This window comes from Marivirga sericea, assembly GCF_900177665.1.
GTDB lineage: Bacteria > Bacteroidota > Bacteroidia > Cytophagales > Cyclobacteriaceae > Marivirga > Marivirga sericea.
The window spans coordinates 407018-430610 of sequence record NZ_FXAW01000005.1 but is presented as its reverse complement, the minus strand read 5'-3'; the positions used below and the strand labels follow the sequence as shown (position 1 = coordinate 430610).

General features: G+C 36.1%; 20 protein-coding genes. 9 read left to right on the top strand and 11 right to left on the bottom strand.

Features of this window, described 5'->3' with window-relative positions; genetic code table 11:
* Positions 1 to 511 precede the first annotated feature (511 nt).
* From proC to B9Y84_RS13665, 3 genes are read left to right on the top strand one after another with little or no spacing between them, the layout of a single operon-like run.
* Positions 512 to 1318, top strand: a complete 807-nt coding sequence (proC, locus tag B9Y84_RS13675) for a pyrroline-5-carboxylate reductase (RefSeq protein ID WP_085517945.1) — start codon at positions 512 to 514, stop codon at positions 1316 to 1318.
* A gap of 13 nt (positions 1319 to 1331) precedes the next feature.
* On the top strand, positions 1332 to 2129 hold the full coding sequence (gene proB, locus B9Y84_RS13670; protein WP_085517944.1) for a glutamate 5-kinase: 798 nt from the start codon (positions 1332 to 1334) through the stop codon (positions 2127 to 2129).
* A 48-nt stretch (positions 2130 to 2177) separates the two neighbouring features.
* Positions 2178 to 3377 (top strand): glutamate-5-semialdehyde dehydrogenase, encoded by a 1200-nt coding sequence (locus B9Y84_RS13665; protein ID WP_085517943.1) that lies wholly within the window; start codon positions 2178 to 2180, stop codon positions 3375 to 3377.
* 60 nt (positions 3378 to 3437) lie between these two features.
* Here B9Y84_RS13665 and B9Y84_RS13660 read toward each other — a convergent pair whose 3' ends face one another.
* Genes B9Y84_RS13660 through B9Y84_RS13650 form a run of 3 tightly spaced genes read right to left on the bottom strand, consistent with a single transcriptional unit; the run spans position 3438 to position 5482 of the window.
* On the bottom strand, positions 3438 to 4148 hold the full coding sequence (locus tag B9Y84_RS13660; RefSeq protein WP_085517942.1) for a hypothetical protein: 711 nt from the start codon (positions 4146 to 4148) through the stop codon (positions 3438 to 3440).
* Complete coding sequence (locus tag B9Y84_RS13655) at positions 4141 to 4914, bottom strand: LVIVD repeat-containing protein (RefSeq protein WP_085517941.1); 774 nt, start codon at positions 4912 to 4914, stop codon at positions 4141 to 4143. Before B9Y84_RS13655 ends, B9Y84_RS13660 begins: the two co-directional genes overlap by 8 nt.
* Before the next feature lie 25 nt (positions 4915 to 4939).
* The gene (locus B9Y84_RS13650) at positions 4940 to 5482 is read right to left on the bottom strand and encodes an LVIVD repeat-containing protein (protein ID WP_085517940.1); all 543 of its coding nucleotides are present in this window, start codon (positions 5480 to 5482) and stop codon (positions 4940 to 4942) included.
* Between the two features lie 128 nt (positions 5483 to 5610).
* Between B9Y84_RS13650 and B9Y84_RS13645 the strand changes: the two genes are divergently transcribed.
* Positions 5611 to 7644 carry a tetratricopeptide repeat protein gene (locus tag B9Y84_RS13645; protein ID WP_139828037.1) on the top strand — a complete coding sequence of 678 codons (2034 nt, stop codon included), beginning with the start codon at positions 5611 to 5613 and terminating at the stop codon, positions 7642 to 7644.
* Positions 7645 to 7709: 65 nt separating this feature from the next.
* On the opposite strand, the gene B9Y84_RS13640 is transcribed toward B9Y84_RS13645, so the two are convergent.
* Together B9Y84_RS13640 and B9Y84_RS13635 are read right to left on the bottom strand one after the other, a co-directional pair.
* Complete coding sequence (locus tag B9Y84_RS13640; RefSeq protein ID WP_085517938.1) at positions 7710 to 8783, bottom strand: agmatinase family protein; 1074 nt, start codon at positions 8781 to 8783, stop codon at positions 7710 to 7712.
* 6 nt (positions 8784 to 8789) lie between these two features.
* Positions 8790 to 9287: a SixA phosphatase family protein gene (locus B9Y84_RS13635; RefSeq protein ID WP_085517937.1), complete on the bottom strand. Its 498-nt coding sequence runs from the start codon at positions 9285 to 9287 to the stop codon at positions 8790 to 8792.
* Positions 9288 to 9423: 136 nt separating this feature from the next.
* Here B9Y84_RS13635 and topA point away from each other — a divergent pair, with 136 nt between their 5' ends.
* Positions 9424 to 11781, top strand: a complete 2358-nt coding sequence (topA, locus tag B9Y84_RS13630; protein WP_085517936.1) for a type I DNA topoisomerase — start codon at positions 9424 to 9426, stop codon at positions 11779 to 11781.
* Between the two features lie 53 nt (positions 11782 to 11834).
* Here the strand turns inward: topA and B9Y84_RS13625 are convergent, their stop codons facing one another.
* The gene (locus B9Y84_RS13625; protein WP_085517935.1) at positions 11835 to 12122 is read right to left on the bottom strand and encodes a GNAT family N-acetyltransferase; all 288 of its coding nucleotides are present in this window, start codon (positions 12120 to 12122) and stop codon (positions 11835 to 11837) included.
* A gap of 550 nt (positions 12123 to 12672) precedes the next feature.
* Here B9Y84_RS13625 and B9Y84_RS13615 point away from each other — a divergent pair.
* The 4 genes from B9Y84_RS13615 to B9Y84_RS13600 all read left to right on the top strand — a co-directional run bounded on the left by B9Y84_RS13615 (position 12673) and on the right by B9Y84_RS13600 (position 18621).
* Positions 12673 to 13527, top strand: coding sequence for a DMT family transporter (locus B9Y84_RS13615; protein WP_085517933.1), 855 nt, complete (start codon positions 12673 to 12675; stop codon positions 13525 to 13527).
* 159 nt (positions 13528 to 13686) lie between these two features.
* Positions 13687 to 15213, top strand: a complete 1527-nt coding sequence (locus B9Y84_RS13610) for a sensor histidine kinase (protein ID WP_085517932.1) — start codon at positions 13687 to 13689, stop codon at positions 15211 to 15213.
* Between the two features lie 9 nt (positions 15214 to 15222).
* On the top strand, positions 15223 to 16041 hold the full coding sequence (gene panB, locus B9Y84_RS13605; RefSeq protein WP_085517931.1) for a 3-methyl-2-oxobutanoate hydroxymethyltransferase: 819 nt from the start codon (positions 15223 to 15225) through the stop codon (positions 16039 to 16041).
* Positions 16042 to 16389: 348 nt separating this feature from the next.
* Complete coding sequence (locus B9Y84_RS13600; protein ID WP_085517930.1) at positions 16390 to 18621, top strand: NADP-dependent isocitrate dehydrogenase; 2232 nt, start codon at positions 16390 to 16392, stop codon at positions 18619 to 18621.
* A gap of 86 nt (positions 18622 to 18707) precedes the next feature.
* Here B9Y84_RS13600 and B9Y84_RS13595 read toward each other — a convergent pair whose 3' ends face one another.
* The 5 genes from B9Y84_RS13595 to B9Y84_RS13575 form a co-directional block, all read right to left on the bottom strand.
* Positions 18708 to 19679 carry a hypothetical protein gene (locus tag B9Y84_RS13595; protein ID WP_085517929.1) on the bottom strand — a complete coding sequence of 324 codons (972 nt, stop codon included), beginning with the start codon at positions 19677 to 19679 and terminating at the stop codon, positions 18708 to 18710.
* A gap of 1 nt (position 19680) precedes the next feature.
* Positions 19681 to 20724 (bottom strand): cytochrome-c peroxidase, encoded by a 1044-nt coding sequence (locus B9Y84_RS13590; RefSeq protein WP_085517928.1) that lies wholly within the window; start codon positions 20722 to 20724, stop codon positions 19681 to 19683.
* A gap of 161 nt (positions 20725 to 20885) precedes the next feature.
* Complete coding sequence (locus tag B9Y84_RS13585; protein ID WP_085517927.1) at positions 20886 to 21641, bottom strand: MbnP family protein; 756 nt, start codon at positions 21639 to 21641, stop codon at positions 20886 to 20888.
* A 24-nt stretch (positions 21642 to 21665) separates the two neighbouring features.
* On the bottom strand, positions 21666 to 22409 hold the full coding sequence (locus tag B9Y84_RS13580; protein ID WP_085517926.1) for an MbnP family protein: 744 nt from the start codon (positions 22407 to 22409) through the stop codon (positions 21666 to 21668).
* A gap of 44 nt (positions 22410 to 22453) precedes the next feature.
* On the bottom strand, positions 22454 to 23557 hold the full coding sequence (locus tag B9Y84_RS13575; RefSeq protein WP_085517925.1) for a cytochrome-c peroxidase: 1104 nt from the start codon (positions 23555 to 23557) through the stop codon (positions 22454 to 22456).
* Between the last annotated feature and the right edge of the window lie 36 nt (positions 23558 to 23593).

Sequence of the window (23593 nt, the reverse complement as noted above, 5' to 3'; positions counted from 1 at the left end):
GCTAGTTTTTAACCAAAGTAATGATTGATGCAAAGACCAACACTATTTTTTATATTAATTGATACTCAGAATTGGAACTCGGTAGTAACATTCAGCTTTTAATGTTATGGTTAGGGTTTGTGTATTTAAAAATATCTTAAAAAAAGGCTTTAAGACAAAGTAAAAATAACATATGAAGGGAATTGATTTAAAAATTTTTAATGCAGTATAGTAGAGTTGTAATGGTGTGATGACCTGCATGCCATTTCTTGATCAATGCCAAATAGTCTGTCATTATTGCAGCTTTCCGACTATATGGCGCAAGAATTCAAAATACTAAATTTAGGTTTAATTTAATTTGATTCAAGCAAGTTTGGTAGTTTAACAAATTGATAATGAGGTTTATAGGTATTACTTTTTTTTATAAAATCACTAGTTTTCCAATGAGATTGGGTTTAGATGCACAATGCTTGCATAGAGAGAAGGACGTTAGGAATTAATTAATTATATTTAATAAACAAAAATACTACACATGAAAGTACTTGTAATAGGAGCTGGAAATATGGGCTTAGCTTATGCGAAAGCCTTAGTGAAATCTGAATTTCTGTCTAATCACAATTTAATGATATCAGATACCAGCCCTGAAAAAACAGAGGAACTAAAGAAAATCAGCCGTTTTGATGTTTTTACTAATCTCTCAGATTGCCTTCCAAAAGCTGATATTATATTCATTGCCGTAAAACCTTATCACACTGATGAGTTATTTGAAGAACTAAAGCCTATGATGTCTCCGGATCAGATTGTAATTTCAATCATGGCCGGTGTAACCATTCAAAGTATGAAAGATGGTTTGGGAATTACAAAGGTCGTGAGAGCAATGCCTAATCTTCCTGCTCAAGTTGGGAAGGGATTAACGTCTTTTACTGCTTCTGATGAGGTTTCAAGATTAGAGCTATCCACTGTTGAAAATTTATTGGATACTACAGGCCGATCTGTGAGGTTAGATACAGAAAATGATGTGGATGCTTCTACAGGTATATCAGGAAGTGGTCCTGCTTATGTATTCTATTTCATGCATTCAATGATGGAAGCAGCAAAAAAAATGGGGTTTTCTGCTCATGATTCCAAAGTATTAGTTGGGACAACCTTCGAAGGAGCTGTGGAATTATTCAACAAATCTGATTTAAGTCCTGAAGGATGGATGAAAAGAGTTGCCTCAAAAGGAGGAACTACCCGGGCTGCTTTAGATTCTATGGAAGATAATAACATCAAGCAATTAATTGAAGATGCAGCCTATGCAGCATTTAATAGAGCTGTAGAATTAGGTAAAGAATCATAAATAAAATTGTATTGTGAAAAACGATAAGAAAAGAATAGTAGTAAAAATCGGAACGAATGTGATGACCAATAAGGATAATCGCATTGTGGTTCCGATCTTGAAAAGAATAGTGGATCAGGTGGCGCGTCTTTACGAAGAGGATGTGATGACAGTTCTTATTTCATCAGGATCCGTGATAGCTGGTAAGGAAGTTTTGGACGATAATAAAATTGACACTATCGATAATGCAGCACAAAGGAGGCAGGTCTATTCTGCTGTTGGGCAGCCAAGGATGATGCGTCATTACTACAGTATTTTCCATGATTATGGTATGAGATGTGCTCAAGTGTTAGCTACTAAAAGAGATTTCGATTTCGGTAGACATAGGGACAATATGATAAACTGCTATGAAGGTTTATTAGGTCAAGGAATTATTCCAATAGCCAATGAAGATGATGCAGTTTCTTTATCAATGTCTATGTTCTCTGATAATGATGAGTTAGCAAGTTTAGTGGCAGAATTAGTAAACGCTGACGCATTAATTTTACTAACGGATACAGATGGAATTTTCGATGGACACCCGGATCATGACGATTCTAATGTGATTAAAAGCGTAACTACTGATCAGGAAGTGGAACAATTTATCCAAGAATCCGATAAAAAAGAAGGAGAGGGTCGTGGAGGAATGGAATCCAAGATCAATGTAGCAAAAGGTGCCGCATCGAAAGATATCGTTACTTACATTGCTAACGGTAAACGTGAGGATGTAATAATTGACATTGTTCATGGTAAAGATGTCGGAACAAGGATTTATAAAGAAGATGAATCATAATCCTTATGCTCCTAGTAAATTATTTTTAACTAAAATTTTTACGCTTTTATGAAGCTTTTAAATACAGAAATCAAAAATGCAGTTTTACAATCGATGATAGATAATCTTGACAAACAAAGAGATGCTATCATAGATGCTAATAAAAGAGATTTAGATGCATTTGACAGGGATGACCAAGCACTGTACGACCGTTTGGTGGTAGATTCAGCAAAAGTTGATGACATGATCAGAGCGGTTCAGGAAGTGAAAGATCAAGACGATCCTGTAGGAACAGTTATTAGTGAAGATACGCTTGAAAACGGTCTGAAAATAACTAATAAAGCAGCTCCATTTGGGACAATCATGATTATCTATGAGTCTCGACCAGATGTAACAATCGAAGCAGCTGTATTAGCTTTTAAAGCTAATAATAAAATTTTGCTAAAAGGAGGGAAAGAGGCTCATCACAGTAATGAAGAGCTTGTGAAATGTTGGCACAAATCATTGCAAGATAATGGGCTAGCGGAAAGCTGGATTCAATATCTGAAAATGGACAGACCTACTACACAGGAATTCTTAAGAAATCCTGATCAACCACTAGATTTAATCGTACCTCGAGGAGGCGAAAAATTGATTGGATTCGTTAAAGAGCATGCAAAGTGTGCTGTTCTTGTAAGTGGTAGAGGAAATAATTTTGCATATGTGGCACCAGATGCTGATATGGATAAAGTTATTCCAGTGCTGGTCAATGCTAAAACTGATAAAATTTCTGGTTGTAATGCTTTGGATAAAATTTTGGTAGATGAAAATCATCCTAAGTTTGAAGAAACTTTGAAAGCCATCGAGAAGGCTTTGACTGATAAAGGAGTTCAAATTGTAGCTAGCGGAAAAGTCATTGGTCAATTGGAGACGAATGATAAAATAGAGGATGAGGATGTTTGGTATGAAGAATTCTTAGCGATGAAGGCAGCTATGACTTCAGTGAATGGCTTAGATGACGCTATTGATTTCATCAATACGTATTCTGGGGGCCACTCTAATATTATTTTAACTGAGACACAGGCCGATGCTGAGAAATTTATGGAGCAAATTGACAGTGCGGCTGTCTATCATAATGCTTCAACCCGATTCACAGATGGGGGTCAAATGGGAGTAGGAGCAGAGTTAGCGATTAGTACTGATAAGCTACACCATAGAGGTCCATTAGGCTTAAAACAATTAGTGACTAATAAATACTATGTTCTGGGAAATGGACAAATAAGAAAATAGTCAAACAATTTTTCTAACAATAGAAGCTTGCCGATAGGCAAGCTTTTTTTGTTTAAATAGTTACTTCCAAAGATTGTAGGCTAGTTGCAAGCCCAATCTTAGTTTTATTACTCCTCCAGTTTGTAGATCGCTAAGGTCTCCTTTCCGATCAAAAATTTTTTCTGGTAGCACGGACTTCTCATTCATTTCAGAATATTCCTGAATATATCTATATCCTAAACCTAGGAAAAGCGTGATATAAAATGGGTCGTAATCATAGACTTTGCCAAACTTGATATTCAAGCCAGGCACAATTCTATTAACTCTGGAATCATAAAACCGGTAATATTCACAATCTCCAAATTGATCATTACAAGCATAACCGGCAATTCTTTCAGCTTTAAAACTTGTCCAATAAAATTGTGGCTCTATATCTATAAAAGTTTTAGAATGGTAGGGATAGTTTTCATCAATTTGAAAAAAATAGCGATAGTAAAAATATGCTTTGATGCCATACACGTCTGTATACCAATTATCTTCTATTCTTTGATTTAGACCCTGCAGGTTGTAAATGTAGCCCAATTCTCCTCCAATAGCAGTTCTTGCTCCAAGGGAGCTCATCAAACCTAAATCAAACGAATTATAACTTTCGAAATTAGAGCTTAATGAAATATATGATAGTAATAATGGTTTATAATCATTGACAATACTATCTTTAGTGGAGTGATTTTCTTGAGCGAAGCAAACAAAACTAATACATCCCATTGAGATAATAAGTAAAGCTTTATTCATTACCCTGAGTACTTAAAATTTGACTTAATTCTTTTAATTGATAAGGATCTTGATAATCGTATTGAAATATTCCGTTTCTACCTGTGATAATTAATTCTTTCCTTCCATAATTAGTAATCACATCGTAGCTTGGAATACTATCATAGTGCGATATCAATTCAGGATTTGATCGATCTTTAATATTGAAGACTTTAAAACCAAAATCACCTTCGCAAACAAAAAGTACAGTATCACTAACCGATAAACCATGAGGATTTTCCATGGGGATAGTATTCAGGAGGCGCGGGTTTCGTAAATCTGAGACATCAACCACTTCCATTCGATTCTCTCCCGTTTGACAAGTAGTTCCACTTCTTAAGGTAACATATGCTATACTGTTTGATACTACCACTGGATCGCAAGAAAATGAATGTTCAAAGTCCGATAGAAAATTTGGGATTGGGTCATCTTCAACAGAATAGATCTTCATTCCCCACTGAGTACCTAAGAACAAATAATTTTCGTATGGAAAAATGGTTTCTACACCGTCTCCTACATTCTCAGTTCCCAGAAGATTTGGATTTTCAGGATTACTGATGTCAAAAGTCTTTAAGGTGCTTTGATCAACTACGTATAAATAGCCTTTTAGAAAGGTGAATCTAGCCATTGATCCTCCTTTACCTTCTCCAGAGCCATCAAATTCTGAGTCGCTTGAGCATGAAGTCAGGACCGAAAGTACTAAGGCAGTAAAAAGTATTAAGACTGGGTATAATTTTAAATTTTTCATGGTGCAAGGATAGTTTTTAATGAAATTAACGGTAGCATTTTGGAGATTGTAAGGTGGTTAGTTCCCAAGCTATAACTAAGCCTTTTTCGGGATCAGGACATTCAAAATACACCCCTTGCTGTTGAGGGTATTGAATACCAAATGGAAAAACACCCTTAACCCGAGAAGCTATTTTAACATTTTCGGGATTGCTAATATCAATAGCTAACAAATCAGTAGCTTGATCTGCATACAAAATATTATCTCGTACAGCTACATCGTTGCTCCCGGTAATTTGAATGAAACCAATGTTTTGAGGATTTTCAGGATTTTTATTATCGAAAACATGAATGCCTTTTAGTCGGTCAACTAGTAGCAAATAGTCATTGATGACATAAATCTTACCAGGGTCGTCAATCTCTTGGGCAGGCAAAGTTTTTATTTGTTTCTCACTTTCGGTAGCATAAATTGGCCTGTATCCTTCAACTTGCTCAACGTCAAAATCAGGAACTCTTTCCCAAGGCTCACAAGCAAGTAAGCTAAAGCAAAGACTTGAAAGTATTAATAGTTTTAGTAGAGGTGCTTTCATTGCATTTATGAAATTTATTAGTTCGAATTAATGACACATGTAGCATTAGATTGGTTGTAATGATACTCTAGTAAAAATGAAATAAATTAATGATCAAATTGTATGTATTCTAAATAAATATAGCAGTTTTGAATATTACTTTTTCAAATATTTATAGCATCTTAGCAAGATATAGATTTAGTATGATTGCAAAAAAGTCATTTTTTTTAGTGCTTATCGTTGTTTTTACTGTTGCCTTCGACTCTTTTTCACAAAGAAAAGGGGATACAATAGATAGCACTGAAGTTATGAGGTTAAATGCCTTATTTAGAATTCAGTACAAAAGCCAACCTGCAAAAAGTTTTGAGTATGCGAATACTGCTTTAGAAATTTCTAAGAGGATTAATTTTCTACAAGGAGAAGCTACAGCAAACAATAATCTTGGAGTTTACTACAAACAAAAAGGTGATTACGATAAGGCGCTTAATTACTACAAAATATCTTTTAATCTTTACGATTCTTTGCGTAATCAGGAAGGGATAGGGAAATCTTTAAGTAATATCGGAAACATCTATTCAATCAACGAAGATTTTGAGAGGGCTTTAGATTATTATACGGATGCCAAAGAGATATTTGAAAAGTTGAAGGACGTTCCTCGATTACTTAGGATTCTCAATAACATTGGTAATATTTATCTAGATCAAGGCCAAGAGTTCGAAGCCGAGGACTACTACAGGCGAGTTCTAAGAATTTACGAGCAAAACCCTTCGCAATCATCATTATTTGACCCCTATAGTAATATTGGAAAAATTTACTTCAATCGTCAAGCTTATGACAGTGCACTCTATTACTTCAATAAATCGCTGAAGAAAGAGGAAGCTGCTGACAATAAATTTGGAGTTTCAGCTGCGCTCGTCAAAATTGCTAGACTTCATAATGCGAGAGGGAGTCATATGGCTGCAAAAAATGCAGCTTTAGATGCTGTTGACATTGCAAATTCAATAAATGCAAAGCCCATATTATTAGATGCCTTCAGTACTCTTGCTGAGGTTTATATTCATTTGGAAGATTTGAAAAATTCGTATATGTATATGAATCAGTATCATATAATGAACGATAGTTTATTCAATGAAAAATCTAGAAGAGCAATTGCTGAACTCGAAAAAAGTATTGAATTAGAGCAAAAGGAAAAAGAGATTGCTTTATTGAGAAAGGAGTCAGAGATTAAGGATTTGCAATATCAAAATAGTCAACTCTTTACTTATGGTGCGTTCGGTTTTTCAATTTTATTATTGTCTTTGGCTATTATCTCTTTTCAAAAATTCAAACAAAATCGCAAAGCGAAGACTTTGCTGGAATATCAGAACGAAGAAATTCTTAAAAGCAAACAAGCAATTGAGATCCAAAAAATGAAATTGGAAAGCTGGAATCAAAATATTACCGATTCCATCGAATATGCCAAGAGTATCCAGGATGGTATCATGAACAAGAATAGTTTCAAAGAAAATATTCCTTCCTCTTTTGTATATTATAAACCGAAAGATATTGTGAGCGGTGACTTTTATTGGTACTCTCGTCAGAATGGATGCGATATTTTAGCTTTAATTGATTGCACAGGACATGGTGTGGCAGGTGCATTTATGACAGTGATCGCCAATGCAACAATGAACCAAATCGTAAATGAAGAACACGAAATTGAGCCACATAAAATATTGGCTAAACTGGACATAAAAGTGATGGATATTTTGAAGCAAAAAGAAGTGACAAGATCGAATCACAGCATGGATGTGGCGCTGTGTAAAATCGATTATGAACGACAGTTAGTTACTTTTTCAGGAGCTAAAAGACCGCTTTATGTTGTAGAGGATAATGAATTAAAAGAGTTTAAAGGTAATAATTTTACAGTAGGGGAGTATTTTAATAGTCCTGATAAGAAATTCACTTTTCAGGAAATTGAATTTGAGAAAAACCAAACCTTCTATTTAAGTTCCGATGGTTTTCCAGATCAGTTTGGAATTAAAACGCAGAAAAAGTATTTACGGAAAAGATTTAAATCACTTTTAGAAAGCATTTCAAATAAAAGCCTGCCTGAACAAGGCAAGAGCCTTGAACTGGAGATGAAAAGATGGCAAGGTGAGATGCAGCAAACTGATGATATGTTGGTGATCGGGTTTAGGGTTTAGGGTTTTAATACTTCAAACAGAAAAGCATCTGGGGCTTAAAAAAAAGTTATTTTTTTACGTTTATTTTAAAAACGCTCATCCCACTCCAATTTCCCCTGAGAAACGCCCATTAAATTGCAAAGTCTATACAAAATTCGAGCTCCCACATTTCCATTCCAATCGGTATTTTCTCCTGGAGCTACTTCGTTTAAGTCAAAACCAATAATTTTCTTACCGTTTTTCACGAGTCTGGTCAATAAATAAATGATCTCTGAATAGCTTAGGCCGCCAGGCACTGGAGTGCCAGTATTGGGACACAATTCTGGTCTCAAGCCATCAATATCAAAGGTGATATACACTTCACTAGGCAGTTCTTTAATGATTCTATCACAAATTATCGTCCATGATTCACCTTCAAACATGCCCACTTTTATATCGTCATCATAGAAGACACTCACTCTTTCACCCTGCTTTTCAGCAAATTTAATTTCTTCTTCGCAAAAATCTCTAATGCCTACTTGCACCATTTTTTCAATTTGAGGGACAGTCTGTAGCATATTATAGGAAATAGAGGCATGAGAATATTCGAAATTTTCATAAGCTTTTCTAAAATCCATATGAGCATCAATTTGCAATACTCCAAATGACTCATGTTGAGTAGCTAGAGCTTGTACTGCCCCTAGCGGAGTACTATGGTCACCGCCAACCAATCCTAGTAGCTTATGTTTATTAAGTTGTTTTAGAGATTCTGATTTCACCCATTCTACCATTTCAGCGCAAACTGAGTTGACTTCCTGCAATATGCTGGTGCCCTTTTCAGTTTTTTCCTCCCCTGCTTCCAATAAGCTGATATATTCCTCAGCCAAAATTCGGTGTTTATTGCTTTTGGTTAATAAATCTTGATTAAGAGGGAGCATCTTAATTCCCATTTTCCAAGCATCAATAATGTCTTTCTGATATAAGTCCACTTGAGTGGAGGCTTCCAAGATATGTTGAGGCCCTTGAGCAGTACCTGCTTCGTAAGAAACTGTTACCTCCCATGGCACTGGAATTAAAATTAAATCTGCAGTTTTTTCATCAAAGGGAAGAGCAAAAATATGCTCTACATTACCCAAACCATTTGGATCAAAGGCGTTAATAATTTCCTGTTTCTTTGTCATAAATTATTATTGAATATCTTCTGGTCTAATGTATTCTATTAAGTCACAATTTTTTTCCGATACCTCTGACCAAGAGGAAAAAGGAATCTGGATATGTACGATGCCTGCCGGCTCCACATAGCCTACCTCTGCACCTGTTATATATTCAGAAAGATAGGTAATAGATGGATTATGGCAAATCACCACAGCAGAACGCATTTCTGCAGGAATTTCGGAAATCACTCGCAACATGATCCTTGCTGAAGCCTCATAGATATCTTCAGAAGCTTCAATATGGTCGGGCTTGACTCCAAGCTGCTCGTTTATCCTGTTCATGGTCTCAGTAGTCCTTTCAGCAATGCTATGCAACATAATATCTGGGTGAAACTCCTTTTGCTTTAGGTATATGCCCACTTTTGAGGCATCCTGCAAACCCTTAGCGGTTAATTGGCGTTCCACATCTTTTAAGCCGGCATTTGGTTCTTCTGCCTCGCCATGGCGAATTAAATAAAGATCTTTAACCATTTGATTGATTAGCTGTTTGATAGTAAAATTAGGAACATTCGTTAAACTATCTCAATAAACGACTAAAAACCTAAATTCTTTTTTTCTAAAAAAAAATAATGATATTTGAATTTCAAATTAAAATAAGCCAATAGATATGTCGAAAAATTTAGTGATAGTGGAGTCACCTGCGAAAGCCAAAACTATTGAAGGTTATTTAGGGAAAGACTATAAGGTGCTTTCGAGCTACGGCCATGTTCGTGATTTACCAAAAGGAAATAATGCCATCGACATAGAAAACGATTTTAAACCTACTTACGAAGTATCTAAGGATAAAAAAGAAGTAATAAAGGCATTAATAAAGGAAGCGAAGTTGGCAGAAATGATCTATCTCGCAACTGATGATGACCGCGAAGGAGAAGCTATTTCATGGCACTTAAAAGAAGCTTTGAACTTAGACGATGCCAGAACCAAAAGAATTGTTTTTAGGGAGATTACAAAATCAGCTATTCAAAATGCAATTAATTCTCCTAAAGGCATTGATATAGATTTAGTGAATGCGCAGCAGGCCAGAAGAATTTTAGATCGATTGGTGGGTTTTGAACTTTCTCCAATTTTATGGAAAAAAATCAAAACAGGACTTTCTGCGGGTAGAGTGCAGTCTGTTGCTGTAAGAATAGTGGTAGAAAGGGAAAGAGAAATTGAAAAGTTTAAACCTGAGTCCTTTTATAAAGTACAGGCCTTTTTTAATGTAGAAGGCAAAGAATTAAAAGCGGAGCTCCCAGGTCGATATAAAACGGAAGCAGAAGCCATGGCTTTTTTAGAGAAATGCCTAGATGCTGAGTTTTCTATAGGTAAATTAGAGAAAAAGCCTGGAAAGAAAACTCCTGCACCTCCCTTTACTACTTCCACTCTGCAGCAAGAGGCCTCTAGAAAGCTTGGATTTTCTGTTTCCCAAACTATGACTCTAGCGCAGCGGTTATACGAGGCAGGTAAGATTTCCTACATGAGAACAGATTCCTTGAACTTATCCGATGAAGCTAAAGATGGTGCTGCGAGGGAAATTAAATCTGAGTATGGTGCTGATTATGCCCACACACGTACTTTTAAAACAAAATCAGCTGGTGCACAGGAAGCTCACGAAGCCATTAGACCTACAAACTTTTCTACAAGAGAAGCGAGCAGCGATTATAATGAACAAAGATTGTATGATTTAATCTGGAAGAGAGCTATTGCTTCTCAAATGTCAGATGCTCAAATCGAGAAGACTAATGTAAGCATCGATATATCGAATACCGATGAAACTTTAAGTGCAAGTGGTGAGGTTGTGAAATTTGAAGGATTCCTAAAAGTATACATTGAATCTACAGATGATGAGGAAGAAGGGGAGAGCAATGTGACTAAGGGAATGCTACCTCCATTGCAAGTAGGCCAAAGTTTGGATCTGAGAAGAATGCAATCCAGAGAAGGATTTACTAGAGCGCCCGCTCGATACAATGAAGCCACTCTGGTGAAGAAACTTGAGGAAATGGGTATTGGTCGACCTTCTACTTACGCGCCTACTATTTCTACTGTTCAAAAAAGAGGCTATGTCAATAAGGAATTCCGTGACGGAAAAGATCGGAACTATGTGGAGATGGTCTTAGAGAATGGAAAAATTAATCGTTCTGAGAAAACTGAAATAACCGGAACAGAAAAGAATAAATTATTCCCAAGCAATCTGGCGATGGTTGTGAATGATTTCTTAGTGGAGCATTTTCCTAATGTTACGGACTATAACTTCACGGCTAAAGTGGAACAAGAATTTGATGAAATTGCGAAGGGCGAGAAGATCTGGAACAATATGATCAAGAAATTTTATGGTGAGTTTCATGAAAAAGTTGATGAAGCAGAAAGCATAGAAAGGAAAGATGTCAACACTGGCCGAGAGTTAGGTGTAGATCCAAAAACAGGTAAAAAAGTAATTGTTCGTTTAGGGAAATTCGGACCTTTAGTGCAATTAGGAGAAACACCTGATAAAGAAGACGAAGAGGCAGAGAAGCCGAAATTCGCTAGCCTGCGTAAGGGCCAGTTTATTGAAAGCATTACACTCGATGATGCGATGGAACTTTTCAAGCTACCTCGAGATTTAGGAGAATATGAAGATCAGAAGATGGTAGCAGCTATCGGTCGATTTGGTCCTTATGTTCGTCATGATGGTAAGTTTGTCAGCATTCCAAAGGGTGAAGATCCCTTAGATATCACCGCTGATAGAGCAATTGAGCTAATCGAAGAAAAGCGTAAAGCAGATAGAGAGAAATTCATCAAGAGCTTTGATGAGGATCCTGATGTACAAGTTTTGAATGGACGATGGGGACCTTATATCAAATTTGGCAAAAAGAATGTCAAAATCCCTAAAGATACGGAGCCAACAGATTTGACCTATCAGGAATGCGTGGAATTAGCTGAGAAGACACCTAATAAAAAAGGCGGCAGAAAAGCAGCTCCTAAAAAGAAAGCGAGCAAGAAGAAATAATGAATATAGGAGCCTGAGTAATCAGGTTCTTTTATTTTCATAGGCTATTTTTTCTACTTTAGAACATCCTGAATGCTTTCATCTTTTTCAAAAGCATGTTTTGCATAGGGGCATAAAGGCAAAATTTCAATTTTTGAATTTCTAGCTTTTTCTACAATTTCAAGCAATAGTTCTTTACCTATCCCTTGACCTTTTAGGCTTTCATCCACCTCTGTATGATCAATAATCCACAGAGAGTTGGGTGTAATTGAAAATGTCATTTGTGCATCGGGTGAATTTATATCCCCAAGATATGCTTTCCCTTTATTTTCTGATGATAGAAATCGTATTTCCTTTTCCATTTGCTTTCAATTATTTTTCAAAGTTTCAATTTAAAAGCTATAACTGAAAATTTTTAAAAATGCTATAAGAAATTTTGTTTAAAGGAAATCTCATAGGCTTAAATGCAACTTTTTTGCTTAGAGCGGTATCTTGCTTTTGTAGCTATATAAAAGACTAGTAAATGAAGCCTTTCTGGAAGAGATTCTTTTTGTTATGCTTGCTCATATCTTGGAGTACCAAGTTGCTTGTGCCGCAGTCATTAAATGATAAAAATGTCGACACTAGCTCATCTTTGATTGAAAAGAAAGTGGGCTTTATAAAGCAGATTGAAAATTCAAGCAATGAAGTATCCGACTCAAGCCGTAAATCATTAGTTATTGTTAAAAGTAGTAAACAGAATTCCGGAAAAGAGAATTTTAGATTGAAGTCTAGAACAGGAGTTTACTCAGTTTTTAATGAAATCATTTATTATTGGTTTCATCAACTATAAATTTATTATTTTTCATTATTTACGAGTATTGTTGCCCCTTTTCACAATAAGCTTTTAGCTTTGCATGCTTAAGTTTTATTATGAATAAAGGTATTCTTTATATGCTTATAGCAGGGTTTCTCTTTGCAACAATGAACGTTTTTGTGAAAATGTTGCCCAATATTCCTGCTGTGGAAATAGTGTTTTTCCGATCACTCATTTCTTTCGTCATGAGTTTTGTTTATTTAAAATCAATAGGAGTTCCCGTCTTAGGGAATAATAAAAAACTGTTAGTGGCTAGAGGTGCCGTGGGAGCAGTGGCCTTGACGATGTACTTCTACACACTGCAAAATATACCGTTAGGTTCTGCTGTGACGATGCAATTCCTTTCTCCCATTTTCACATCTATCTTAGGAATTTTCATTGTAAAAGAGAGAGTGCATCCTAAGCAGTGGATTTTTTATGTTATGGCATTTGTAGGTTTAATAATTATCCAAGGTTTTGATCCTAGGATTTCCATCCGGATGTTCATAATCGGAATTAGTGCTTCTATCTTTGCTGGTTTGGCTTATAATATCATCAGGAAAATCAAAATGACAGAGCATCCACTGGTGATTGTCTTTTATTTTCCCTTGGTAACCACTCCACTCACAGGACTTTATTCTGTTTTTAATTGGGAAATGCCGGTCGGAAACGAATGGCTCATATTGCTTGCAATAGGTGTTTTGACGCAATTTGCACAGTATTTTATGACCATGTCTTATCAGGCTGAAGATTTATCAAAAGTAGCGAGTTTAAAGTATTTAACCATTGTGTATGCGTTGGGCTACGGATATGTGTTTTTCGATGAATCTTATAATTGGATAGTTTTTTCTGGAATTTTCTTAATATTGTTAGGTGTAATTCTTAATGTTTGGTTTAAAAATCGGATAGAGCAAATCAGGAAGCATAAATAACTGCTTTTTTCTCGAACAAATAGGCCATGTTATCGAATTGATTTGATTTTGATTGCTCCTTAAAAAGGTTTTTCTCAATTTATGGGATTATTAAAAATAGGCTTCAATTAAGATTGTTTTATCTTTAAAGCGAATATTTCATGAAGCTAAGAACTTTGCATGAATAAAAGTAAATCAAATATCTCTTTGGAAAAGGAAAATCTTCAATTAAAACAAGATCTCGAAGCAGTTGAAAAAAGGCTAGCGCAGTATCAATATGCTGCAGCTGGAGCAAATGAAGGTTTGTGGGATCGGAATCTCGTAACTGAAGAGGTTTTTATTTCGCCCCCTTGGATTTCCATGTTAGGATATGACCCGGAAGAATTCGAGGAATATTTTGAGCTTTGGGAAAAATTGATGCATCCTGAAGATAGAAATTTTGCAGTAAATGCTTTAAATGAGTTTATTAGAGGGGAGAGAGCGGAGTACAATATTCAATTTAGGCTTAAACATAAAGACGGTCATTATATTTGGGTAAGATCTACAGCAAAGCTTACAGTTAATGAAAAAGGTGAGCCTATAAGGGTTTCAGGTTCTCATCGGGATATTACTGAAAAAAGAGAAAGTGATGAAATCATTAAATCTAGCGAAGAAAAGTATAAGAACTTTTTTCAGAATTCCCTGATCGGAATCATGAGAGTAAAGAAATCTGATTTAGAAGTAGTAGAAATCAATCAGAAAGGACTTAATATATTAGCCCTCCCTGAAAAGAAACGTTATATGAAAATGACTGATCCTTTCAAAGAAAGAGATGATGTCAAAAAATTCTTAGGGCAACTGAATAATAAGGATTCAATTGAGGAGTTTGAAGCTAAATTTGAGCGTTGGGATGAGTCAGAGACCTGGGTCTCAATATCAGCAATAGAAGTTGAGTCCAATGATCAAGCATATTATGATATTATTTTCAGGGATATCAGCGAGTTTAAAGAGAATTTGATAGAGCTACAGCGATTAAATTTTGAGTTAGATAATTTTGTGTACCATGCGTCACATGACATTCGTTCTCCTTTAAGGTCCTTAATGGGCTTAATAGAGATTCTGAAAACTGAAAGTAGGCCTTCCGAAATTCGGAAAATTATTGAGATGATTACTGGAAGTATTAACAGGTTAGATAAATTCGTAGTTGATTTATTAGCTATGTCCCGCGATAATAGAATGGAAGAGCCTGAAGCTGTCCCAATTAATTTCATGGTGGAAGTTAATAACAGTATTACCAATTTTCATCATGTTTACACCACCAAGAACCTTGAAATTCGGACCAAGATAATTCAATGGTATCCATTTCATTCAGATCTGACCAAAATTCGTATCATCTTAAATAATCTGATTTCAAATTCTATAAAGTATAGGAAAAATTTAGATGTTGAATTTTCTTATATTAATATTGATATTCAAACTTCGGCTGAAGAGGCGAAGATTATAATAGAAGATAATGGAGAAGGTATTCCCCACGATAAATTAGAGAAAATTTTTGATATGTTTTATCGAGCCTCTGAAAACAGTGAAGGAAGTGGTTTAGGAATGTATATCGTTAAAAATGTCATTAAAAAATTAGATGCTAAACTTGATGTCCAATCTGAAGAAGGAGAGGGGACAAAATTTACCATTATTATTCCAAATAGTTATAACATAGAGAATTATAAATAAAATAGTTAAATGTCAGTTCATAAGAAGCCTTTAAAAAAAATCACTACGCACCAATTGCAGGAAATGAAAAACCGCAATGAAAAAATTTCAATGTTAACTGCGTATGACTTCTCTATGGCAAAATTAGTGGACGCTGCTGGTGTAGATGTTATTTTAGTCGGTGATTCGGCTTCCAACGTTATGGCCGGACATGAAACTACTTTACCTATTACGCTGGACCAAATGATTTATCATGCTTCTGCTGTAGTAAGAGCTGTTGAAAGAGCACTTGTAGTGGTAGATATTCCATTCGGTTCTTATCAAGGGAATTCTTCAGAGGCTTTGCGTTCTTCTATTCGTATTATGAAAGAGTCAGGTGGTCATGCAGTAAAAATGGAAGGTGGAGCTGAGATTCAAGAATCTATCAAAAGAATTTTAAGTGCAGGAATTCCAGTTATGGGACATTTAGGTTTGACCCCTCAATCCATTTATAAATTCGGTACTTATACTGTTAGGGCCAAAGAGGAGGCAGAAGCTGAAAAATTAATTGAGGATGCTAAAATACTAGAAGAGTGCGGCTGTTTCAGTATCGTGCTCGAAAAAATACCAGCAGAACTAGCTAAAAGAGTAGCTGAGGAAGTAAATATTCCGATCATCGGAATTGGTGCCGGGCCTTATGTGGACGGACAGGTTTTAGTCCTTCATGATTTATTGGGTATTACTACCGAATTCAAACCAAGATTTTTACGGCACTATGCTCGTCTTGATACAATCATCACGGAAGCAATCGGAAAATATGTAGGAGATGTGAAAAATGTGGACTTCCCAAACGAAGATGAAATGTACTAAATTTATTTCTGAGTAAATATAACTTCACTAGTGTCTTGAAAAGTACAAAGAGTGCTTTTCTGTCTTCAGGATTCTGCACTACTAAGAGTCACGAAAGATTCTTTTGAGTGAAAAGTAGACCACTCCAATAGCAATTAAAACAGTACCTCCGGCAATAACAAATTCCATATTCTTTTTTTGAGGAACTGCTTGTTTCTGATATTGTTTGTTCCGTGGAGTGGATGCTTCAAGAAATAATTTTATATCGACCTACTTTTATTTAATTTCGCGTCCTGAATTTTGGAACAAGGCTTTCGAATGACCGTTACTTATTGATGTCTATTAAAATTTAAAACAAATACATTAACCATGTCAAAAACTGCAAGGATTTTATATACTAAAACAGATGAAGCTCCGGCTTTAGCAACTTATTCTTTTCTTCCGATTGTAAAGGCATTTACTGATTCGGCAGGGGTAGTGGTAGAGACGCGAGATATATCTTTAGCAGGACGAATCATTTCGCAATTTCCCGACAGATTAAAACCGGAACAGCGAATAAATGACGATTTAGCGGAACTAGGTGAAATCGCTAAAAGTCCAGAAGCTAACATTGTAAAACTACCAAATATTAGTGCTTCTATTCCCCAATTGAAGGCTGCTATCAGAGAATTGCAGTCATTGGGATATGATTTACCAGATTATCCTGATGAACCTGCAAATGATGAGGAAAAGCAAGTAAAAGCTAAATACGATAATGTAAAAGGAAGTGCTGTTAATCCAGTTCTGAGAGAGGGTAATTCGGATAGGAGAGCGCCTAAAGCTGTAAAAGAATTTGCTAAGAAGCATCCACATAGCATGGGGGCTTGGAGTAAAGATTCTAAGAGTCATGTAGCCAGCATGAGTGAGGGTGATTTTTACGGAAGTGAAAAGTCAATCACATTACCTGCTGCAACAGAAGTTAAAATTGAACTGAAAACAAAGTTGGGAGAAGTTAAAGAGCTGAAAAGTGGATTGAAACTTCAGGAAGGTGAGATTATTGATGCTGCTGTAATGAGTGCATCCGCATTGCGTGCTTTCTTAAAAGACCAAAAAGAGGAGGCGAAAAAGGCAGGAGTCTTATTCTCCATTCACTTGAAAGCCACCATGATGAAGGTATCGGATCCAATTATTTTTGGTCATGCCGTAAAAGCTTTCTTTGAACCAGTATTTGAGAAACACCAAGCAACATTTGACGAAATTGGAGTAGATGTAAATAACGGATTTGCTTCCATTTTAACGCAAATTGACGACTTGGATGAAGGTAAAAGGAATGAAATTGAAGCAGATATTGAAGCTTGCTACAATGAGGGTCCTGATTTGGCCATGGTAAATTCCGACAAGGGAATTACCAACCTACATGTGCCGAGTGATGTAATCATTGATGCTTCTATGCCTGCAATGATTAGAACTTCTGGTCAGATGTGGAATAAAGATAATAAAACGCAAGACACTAAGGCCATTATTCCAGATAGGAGTTATGCAGGGGTTTACCAAGAGACTATAGATTTTTGTAAGCAAAATGGTGCTTTGGATCCTGCTACGATGGGAAGCGTTTCCAATGTGGGATTAATGGCACAGAAAGCTGAAGAGTATGGTTCTCACGATAAAACATTTGAGATTCCAGAAGCAGGAACTGTGGAAGTTACAGATGCTAATGGCAATGTATTATTAAGCCACGAAGTTGCTGAAGGCGATATTTGGAGAATGTGCCAAGTGAAAGATGCTCCGATTAGAGATTGGGTGAAGTTAGGAGTTAACAGAGCCAAAGATACAGGCGATCCAGCCGTTTTTTGGTTAGATAGCAATCGTTCACATGATACTGAATTGATCAAGAAGGTGAATGAATATTTGAAGGATTATGATACAAATGGTTTAGACATTAGAATCATGAATCCTGTAGAGGCAACTCGCTTCTCATTTGAAAGAATAGTAGAAGGAAAAGATACAATTTCTGTGACAGGGAATGTGTTAAGAGATTATTTAACAGACCTCTTCCCGATTTTGGAAGTAGGAACTAGCGCTAAAATGTTATCTATCGTTCCATTAATGAACGGTGGAGGATTATTCGAAACAGGTGCGGGTGGATCAGCTCCCAAGCATGTGCAACAATTCATGGAAGAAGGCCACTTAAGATGGGATTCGTTGGGAGAATTTTTAGCTTTAGCAGTTTCTTTAGATCATCTAGGTAAAACTTTTGGAAATGAGAGAGCGAAAATTTTAGGTGCAGCATTGGACAATGCGACATCAAAATTTTTGGATGAAAATAAATCTCCATCAAGAAAAGTAAATGAAATTGATAATAGAGGAAGTCATTTTTATTTAGCGATGTATTGGGCTGAAGCTTTGGCAAATCAAGATGAAGATGCAGATTTGAAAAAGATATTTAGCAGAGTAGCCGAAAATATGAGCGCCAAAGAAGCACAAATCAATGAAGAATTGATAGCAGCGCAAGGCAAGTCGGTTGATATGGGAGGTTACTATAAACCCGAAGAAAGCATATTGATAAAGCAAATGAGACCAAGCAAGACCTTAAATGAAATACTTGATTCAATAGTTTCATAATTGATTAGAGGGCATTTTGTAAGATATTTTCCTTACTAAATGCCCTCTTTTTTTCAAATACTTGGTGGGCTATTTGTTTTAATATCCTAAATCATCTTTATCAGGCCTACATTTAATCTACCCGCATTGCCAATTTGGGTGTTGTTTCTTTGATCGTAAATGGGTAGTTGAGCTGAAAATTGGAAACTAATAGAATTGTTTAGTCGCAATTCCATACCACTATCGAAAAATACAGTACTGCCTCCAGTGAAATCTATAATATTACCATTGTCTAGGTTATTGCCAGCTCTTTCCAAGTATAAGCCTGCTTGAGGTATAAATTGTTTTTTAGGATTACCTAAGATTAAGAAAATATCAGATTGAAAATTAAAGCTGTTGGCAAATCTATAGCCGTTATGAGTGCTGTTTATTTTATAATTTGTTGCAGAAAACACACCCCATTTTCCATTAGTCAAAGTGTAATTAAGCTTCAATAGCACATCGAGGCTTCCTGTCCCAGGCTGTATTTCCGGATCAAATACCTCGTCTGCGTTATCTTTTATATTGGTAATCCCTGTGGGTAACTTCAAGCTAAGCCCCGGGATTAGATAGTGGGTGAATTGATCAGTTTTGAATCTTATGTTTTTGTCTATTCCCACGATAGCATCCCCCAATCCAGATAATAACATGGTGGTATCCGAAACAGGGTCTAAAGTAGACCATACTTTATTGTAGTAGACCACTGTATGTTCATATGGCAGCAATACGTTCAATCTAAAATTCTTAAATAGATTTATATTAGCTCTTAATGCGAAGGTTGAATATTTCTCAAAGTCTTGTTGCTTTTTTTCAAAGAATAGGTTTGAGCCATCCAACTCATGCATTTGTGGAGATTTTGAAAATAATTGGTGTGGTTGGTTGAGATGGTCATAGCCATTGAAAGACATATAATGATAGAAGACCCCTATATAATTTTTTTGGTCTACAGTCTTAAATTCAAATATATTGCAAACATCACATGCCAATAATTTGCTTTGCAAGCTTGTAAGGACAACTAGCAGGATTATTTTTTTATTCATTTCAATAATTATTTATAAATTCTTCGTCAGTTAAAGTATGTAGAAATTCAATAATTTCACTTTGCTCTTTGGGGCTCAATTTGATTCCGAGCTGCTCACCGTCCTTTAAGATTGGGGATAGAGTTTCGGAATCTTGAACCCCTTTTGCATAATGAATTAGGACACTTTCTAAGGTTGGAAATCTTCCATCGTGCATATAGGGCGCTGTTAATGCGATATTTCTTAAGGTCGGGGTCTTATATTTTCCAATGTCGCGCTCGTCTCGGCTTATTCTGTAACGGCCCATAAAAACCTCTTCTAAGGAAGTATCATTGAACTCGGAATCAAGTCCATTATTATGGTAGTCGAAATCTGTCAAGTGATCGGTTTCATGGCAACTACTGCAATGCTGGGTAAACAATTGAAGCCCCCTTTTTTCTGCTGCTGAAAATATATTTTCATCAGTTCGCGTATATTGGTCATACTTTGAATTTGCTGAGATCAAAGTTCGTTGAAATTGTGCCAACGCTCTGGAAATTGAAGCTGAAGAAACGCCTAAAGCTGGAAAGGCCTCTAAAAACAAAGGGGAGTATTCAGGATCATTTGACAGCCAGTCTACCAAGCTATCCAAATCATTATTCATTTCATCAACATGCGTCAGTGGGCCGAAGCTTAAAGATTCCAAATTAAGTGCTCCTCCATCCCAAAATAGACCAACTGCCCAAGCAACATTTGCGAGAGTAGGTGAATTTCGGTTTAAAGCCTTTCCTGAAACTCCTAAATTAGATAATGCCAAACCATCAGTAAATGCTCTTTCAGGCTCATGGCAAGTTGCACAAGAGACCTTTCCATTGGAGGAAAATCGCTGATCAAAGAAGATTTTCTCTCCAAGCAAGACTCCTTTTTCAGTAAATTTGTTTCTCCCGTTTTGTGGTAAATATCCACCCAAGTTATCAGGAACCTCTATTGTGTACTGTGGGATTATTTCTTTCTCGTTACACCCTCCAATAGTAAATCCAAGTATGAGTAATAAAGAGAAAATATAATTTTTATGTATTTTTAGCATATCTCATAGTTGATAAAAGATTGTGAGAGGCGCACAAATACGTTCTTAAGTAGTGCTAAATCAGGTACAACAGTCGAATGACTTAAGATTGATTATTTGTGCGCCATTTTGCTAGAAAAAAGATTTATAAGTAAAATCCTTTGTTCTGATTCTTCTGGTAATTACATGCTATGGCCATTCATTATTTTTACTGAATTACCTACATTATCGGCAATCTTAGCGGCTAGCACTGGGTCACCAAAAGTCATATTGACTAGGTTTTCAGGATTACTTAAATCGATGCCGGAGAAAAACTCCGCAATGTCATAGGTAATCATGATTTCGTTTCCATCTTCCAATAGCATAAAACCTTCTGATAAATTAATATCCTTGATAAGAGCATTAGTCCCAATATGATATTTGAAGGCTTCGCCATCAATGGTTCCTTCAGCTACAATAAATTTGTAGCCTGAATTCCAGCTCCAGTAGGCAAAGCCAGGGTAATCCTCAGACAATGCATGATCGGAAGGCCAAGCAGAGGGTTCTATTGTTTTATTCACAACCGTATCCACCCCAATTTGGAAAGATAAATTGCTATATTCCCCGCCAGGAACCGTAACGCCTTCATAAATCATTTTGTCAGCAGAAACCAATAGGAACAAATCATCATCTTTCTCTTCAGTAGCATTATCAAGTGTTACTTCTTGTCCCTCCTTGTGTTGCAAGGATAAGTTAGAAACGTAAAATGACACTGTGGAAAAAATTACTTCGTGATTGTTAATGCTGTAAGCTTGATCTGTGGAAAATTCCTCCCTACCAACAGTAGGATGAAAGTGGAACTTAAACGATACATCCTCTTGGATGATGTTTTCGTCCATGTCGTCATTACAAGAAAACATGAGGATGCTTGCTGTTAATAGAATATATAGATTTTTCATTTTATTATTTTTTAATTTTTAAAATCAATTTGGAGTATTAATTGAAAAGAAATTGTTAGCATAATTCTCAGCTATTTTACTTGCGTTTTCTCCGCCCATTGCCACATTTACTTCATTTATATTGATATAGTGTGGAGCATCGAACAGAGATAGAACTTCTGCCTTGATTTCTATCGTAGTTGTTGTACCTGCTTTAATTTTGGTGTTAACTTCTTTTTTTATTGTTTTATAATTTTCGTTTCCGCCAATGTGATAAACCATTCCTTTCCTTGTTCCTTCAGACTCGAATATTTCACCTTCCATAAGTAGGAATTTATAGCCTGTATCCCAATTCCAGGCCATTTCATTGCTTGGGTCTAGGTCTCCCGTGTTATCTAGGCTTAAATTTTTCTCAGGATCAATTCCTATAGAAAACTCTATGCTGGAAACCTCTTGCACTTCTAATTCTGTCAGTTCAATAGCCAAGTCTTTTCTTGAGGCTGTTTCTTCCAATAAATGGTAGCTTTCTTCTTCAGTATAGATAACCTGACCAGTTTCATCCAAAAATTTCACATTAGAGATATAGTATTTTAATACCGCTATCTGAAAATCAACTTGATCTCTATTGTATCTAGTCCCTTCAAATTTCAAGGCTTCTCCATCCAAAAGATTCTCAAATTGAATTATTAAGGTGCCTTTATCGAGTTCCTTTGTGTCATTACAAGAAGTGACTGACAACGCCAAAACCAGAGTTGAGGCATACATAAATTTATTTTTTATTGTTCTCATTTTATTTCTTCAGTCTTTAAAAATTATCATTTCGAATCCTCGATTTAGTGAGGGTTAGAAAATTTTGGGTTGTTTAAAAAAGATTCATCCGTAAGCATGTGTAAAAAAGCGATTACATCTTCTTTTTCTTTTTCGGTCAAGTGCAGCCTAATTTCATCATGAACACCTACGGGCTCATTGCTGCCTTCAATAATCAGAATGTCTAATGTTTTGCTGTTCTTGATTCCTGAATTGTAATGGTCCATGACTTCTTTTAAAGTTTTGAATCTTCCGTCATGCATATATGGTGCTGTTACAGCTATATTTCTGAGCGTAGGGGCTTTGAAACGCCCTTTATCTTCAGGCTTACCCGTAACACTCATTAAGCCACTATCCATAGTTTCATCTGTATCCAATCCATTGTTATGGAATCCTTGAAATTCATCAATATCCCCAGAAGTAAGTGGCCCCAAATGGCAATCGCCACAATTCGCTCCTCTCAATTGGCCCGGTATTGGATGAGTGAAAAAAAGGTTCATCCCATTTAATTCGGCTGGAGAGGCTTGAATTTCGCCTCTCAAATATTGATCATATCTAGAGTCAGACGATATCAATGCACGTTGAAACTGAGCAAGTGCTTTCCCAATTCTTTCAACAGTGATTTCATAAGAACCAAATGCTTTTTGAAAGTCTGTAGCATATCCTTGCTCTTCAAGCTTTTCTACTGCTTGCTCCAAAGGTAAATGCATCTCCACTGGATTTTTTATGGGATCAAGCGATTGATCTGTCAAACGATTAAATTTACCAGTCCAGGTGAAATTCTCTGTCCATAGCAAATTGCTTAGTGACATGGCGCTTACTTTTCCTAGCTTTCCTTCAACTCCTTCGCTTACCGCTTTTCCGTCAGTAAATGCCAATTCCTGTTGATGGCATGTTCCGCAAGAAATGCTATTATCCGCAGATAAAGCTGTTTCATAAAATAGCTTTCTTCCTAGGGCAAATCCATTTTTAGTAATTGGATTGTCATTAGGGATACGTTCCTGATAGTCCCCAAAATAAACAGGTGGGTTTATTTCATATCCATCTTTTACAACAGGAGAATATTCTTCAGGATTGCAAGCTATTAACAAGGGAAAGAGGGAAAGTAGAGATAGAATTCTACTTTTCATTTTTCGATTATTGTGTAATAGTTAAAACTTGGGTTC

Bases quoted from the DNA above. Each gene is read 5' to 3' on its own strand.
- B9Y84_RS13640 (WP_085517938.1), bottom strand. From the start codon at position 8,783: ATGACAAAGAAACAGGAAATTATTAACGCCTTTGATCCAAATGGTTTG.
- B9Y84_RS13585 (WP_085517927.1), bottom strand. From the start codon at position 21,641: ATGAAAAATCTATATATTCTATTAACAGCAAGCATCCTCATGTTTTCT.
- B9Y84_RS13615 (WP_085517933.1), top strand. From the start codon at position 12,673: ATGAATAAAGGTATTCTTTATATGCTTATAGCAGGGTTTCTCTTTGCA.
- B9Y84_RS13600 (WP_085517930.1), top strand. From the start codon at position 16,390: ATGTCAAAAACTGCAAGGATTTTATATACTAAAACAGATGAAGCTCCG.
- B9Y84_RS13580 (WP_085517926.1), bottom strand. From the start codon at position 22,409: ATGAGAACAATAAAAAATAAATTTATGTATGCCTCAACTCTGGTTTTG.
- B9Y84_RS13635 (WP_085517937.1), bottom strand. From the start codon at position 9,287: ATGGTTAAAGATCTTTATTTAATTCGCCATGGCGAGGCAGAAGAACCA.
- B9Y84_RS13625 (WP_085517935.1), bottom strand. From the start codon at position 12,122: ATGGAAAAGGAAATACGATTTCTATCATCAGAAAATAAAGGGAAAGCA.
- B9Y84_RS13590 (WP_085517928.1), bottom strand. From the start codon at position 20,724: ATGCTAAAAATACATAAAAATTATATTTTCTCTTTATTACTCATACTT.
- B9Y84_RS13665 (WP_085517943.1), top strand. From the start codon at position 2,178: ATGAAGCTTTTAAATACAGAAATCAAAAATGCAGTTTTACAATCGATG.
- topA (WP_085517936.1), top strand. From the start codon at position 9,424: ATGTCGAAAAATTTAGTGATAGTGGAGTCACCTGCGAAAGCCAAAACT.
- proC (WP_085517945.1), top strand. From the start codon at position 512: ATGAAAGTACTTGTAATAGGAGCTGGAAATATGGGCTTAGCTTATGCG.
- B9Y84_RS13650 (WP_085517940.1), bottom strand. From the start codon at position 5,482: ATGAAAGCACCTCTACTAAAACTATTAATACTTTCAAGTCTTTGCTTT.
- B9Y84_RS13660 (WP_085517942.1), bottom strand. From the start codon at position 4,148: ATGAATAAAGCTTTACTTATTATCTCAATGGGATGTATTAGTTTTGTT.
- B9Y84_RS13655 (WP_085517941.1), bottom strand. From the start codon at position 4,914: ATGAAAAATTTAAAATTATACCCAGTCTTAATACTTTTTACTGCCTTA.
- B9Y84_RS13575 (WP_085517925.1), bottom strand. From the start codon at position 23,557: ATGAAAAGTAGAATTCTATCTCTACTTTCCCTCTTTCCCTTGTTAATA.
- B9Y84_RS13595 (WP_085517929.1), bottom strand. From the start codon at position 19,679: ATGAATAAAAAAATAATCCTGCTAGTTGTCCTTACAAGCTTGCAAAGC.
- B9Y84_RS13610 (WP_085517932.1), top strand. From the start codon at position 13,687: ATGAATAAAAGTAAATCAAATATCTCTTTGGAAAAGGAAAATCTTCAA.
- panB (WP_085517931.1), top strand. From the start codon at position 15,223: ATGTCAGTTCATAAGAAGCCTTTAAAAAAAATCACTACGCACCAATTG.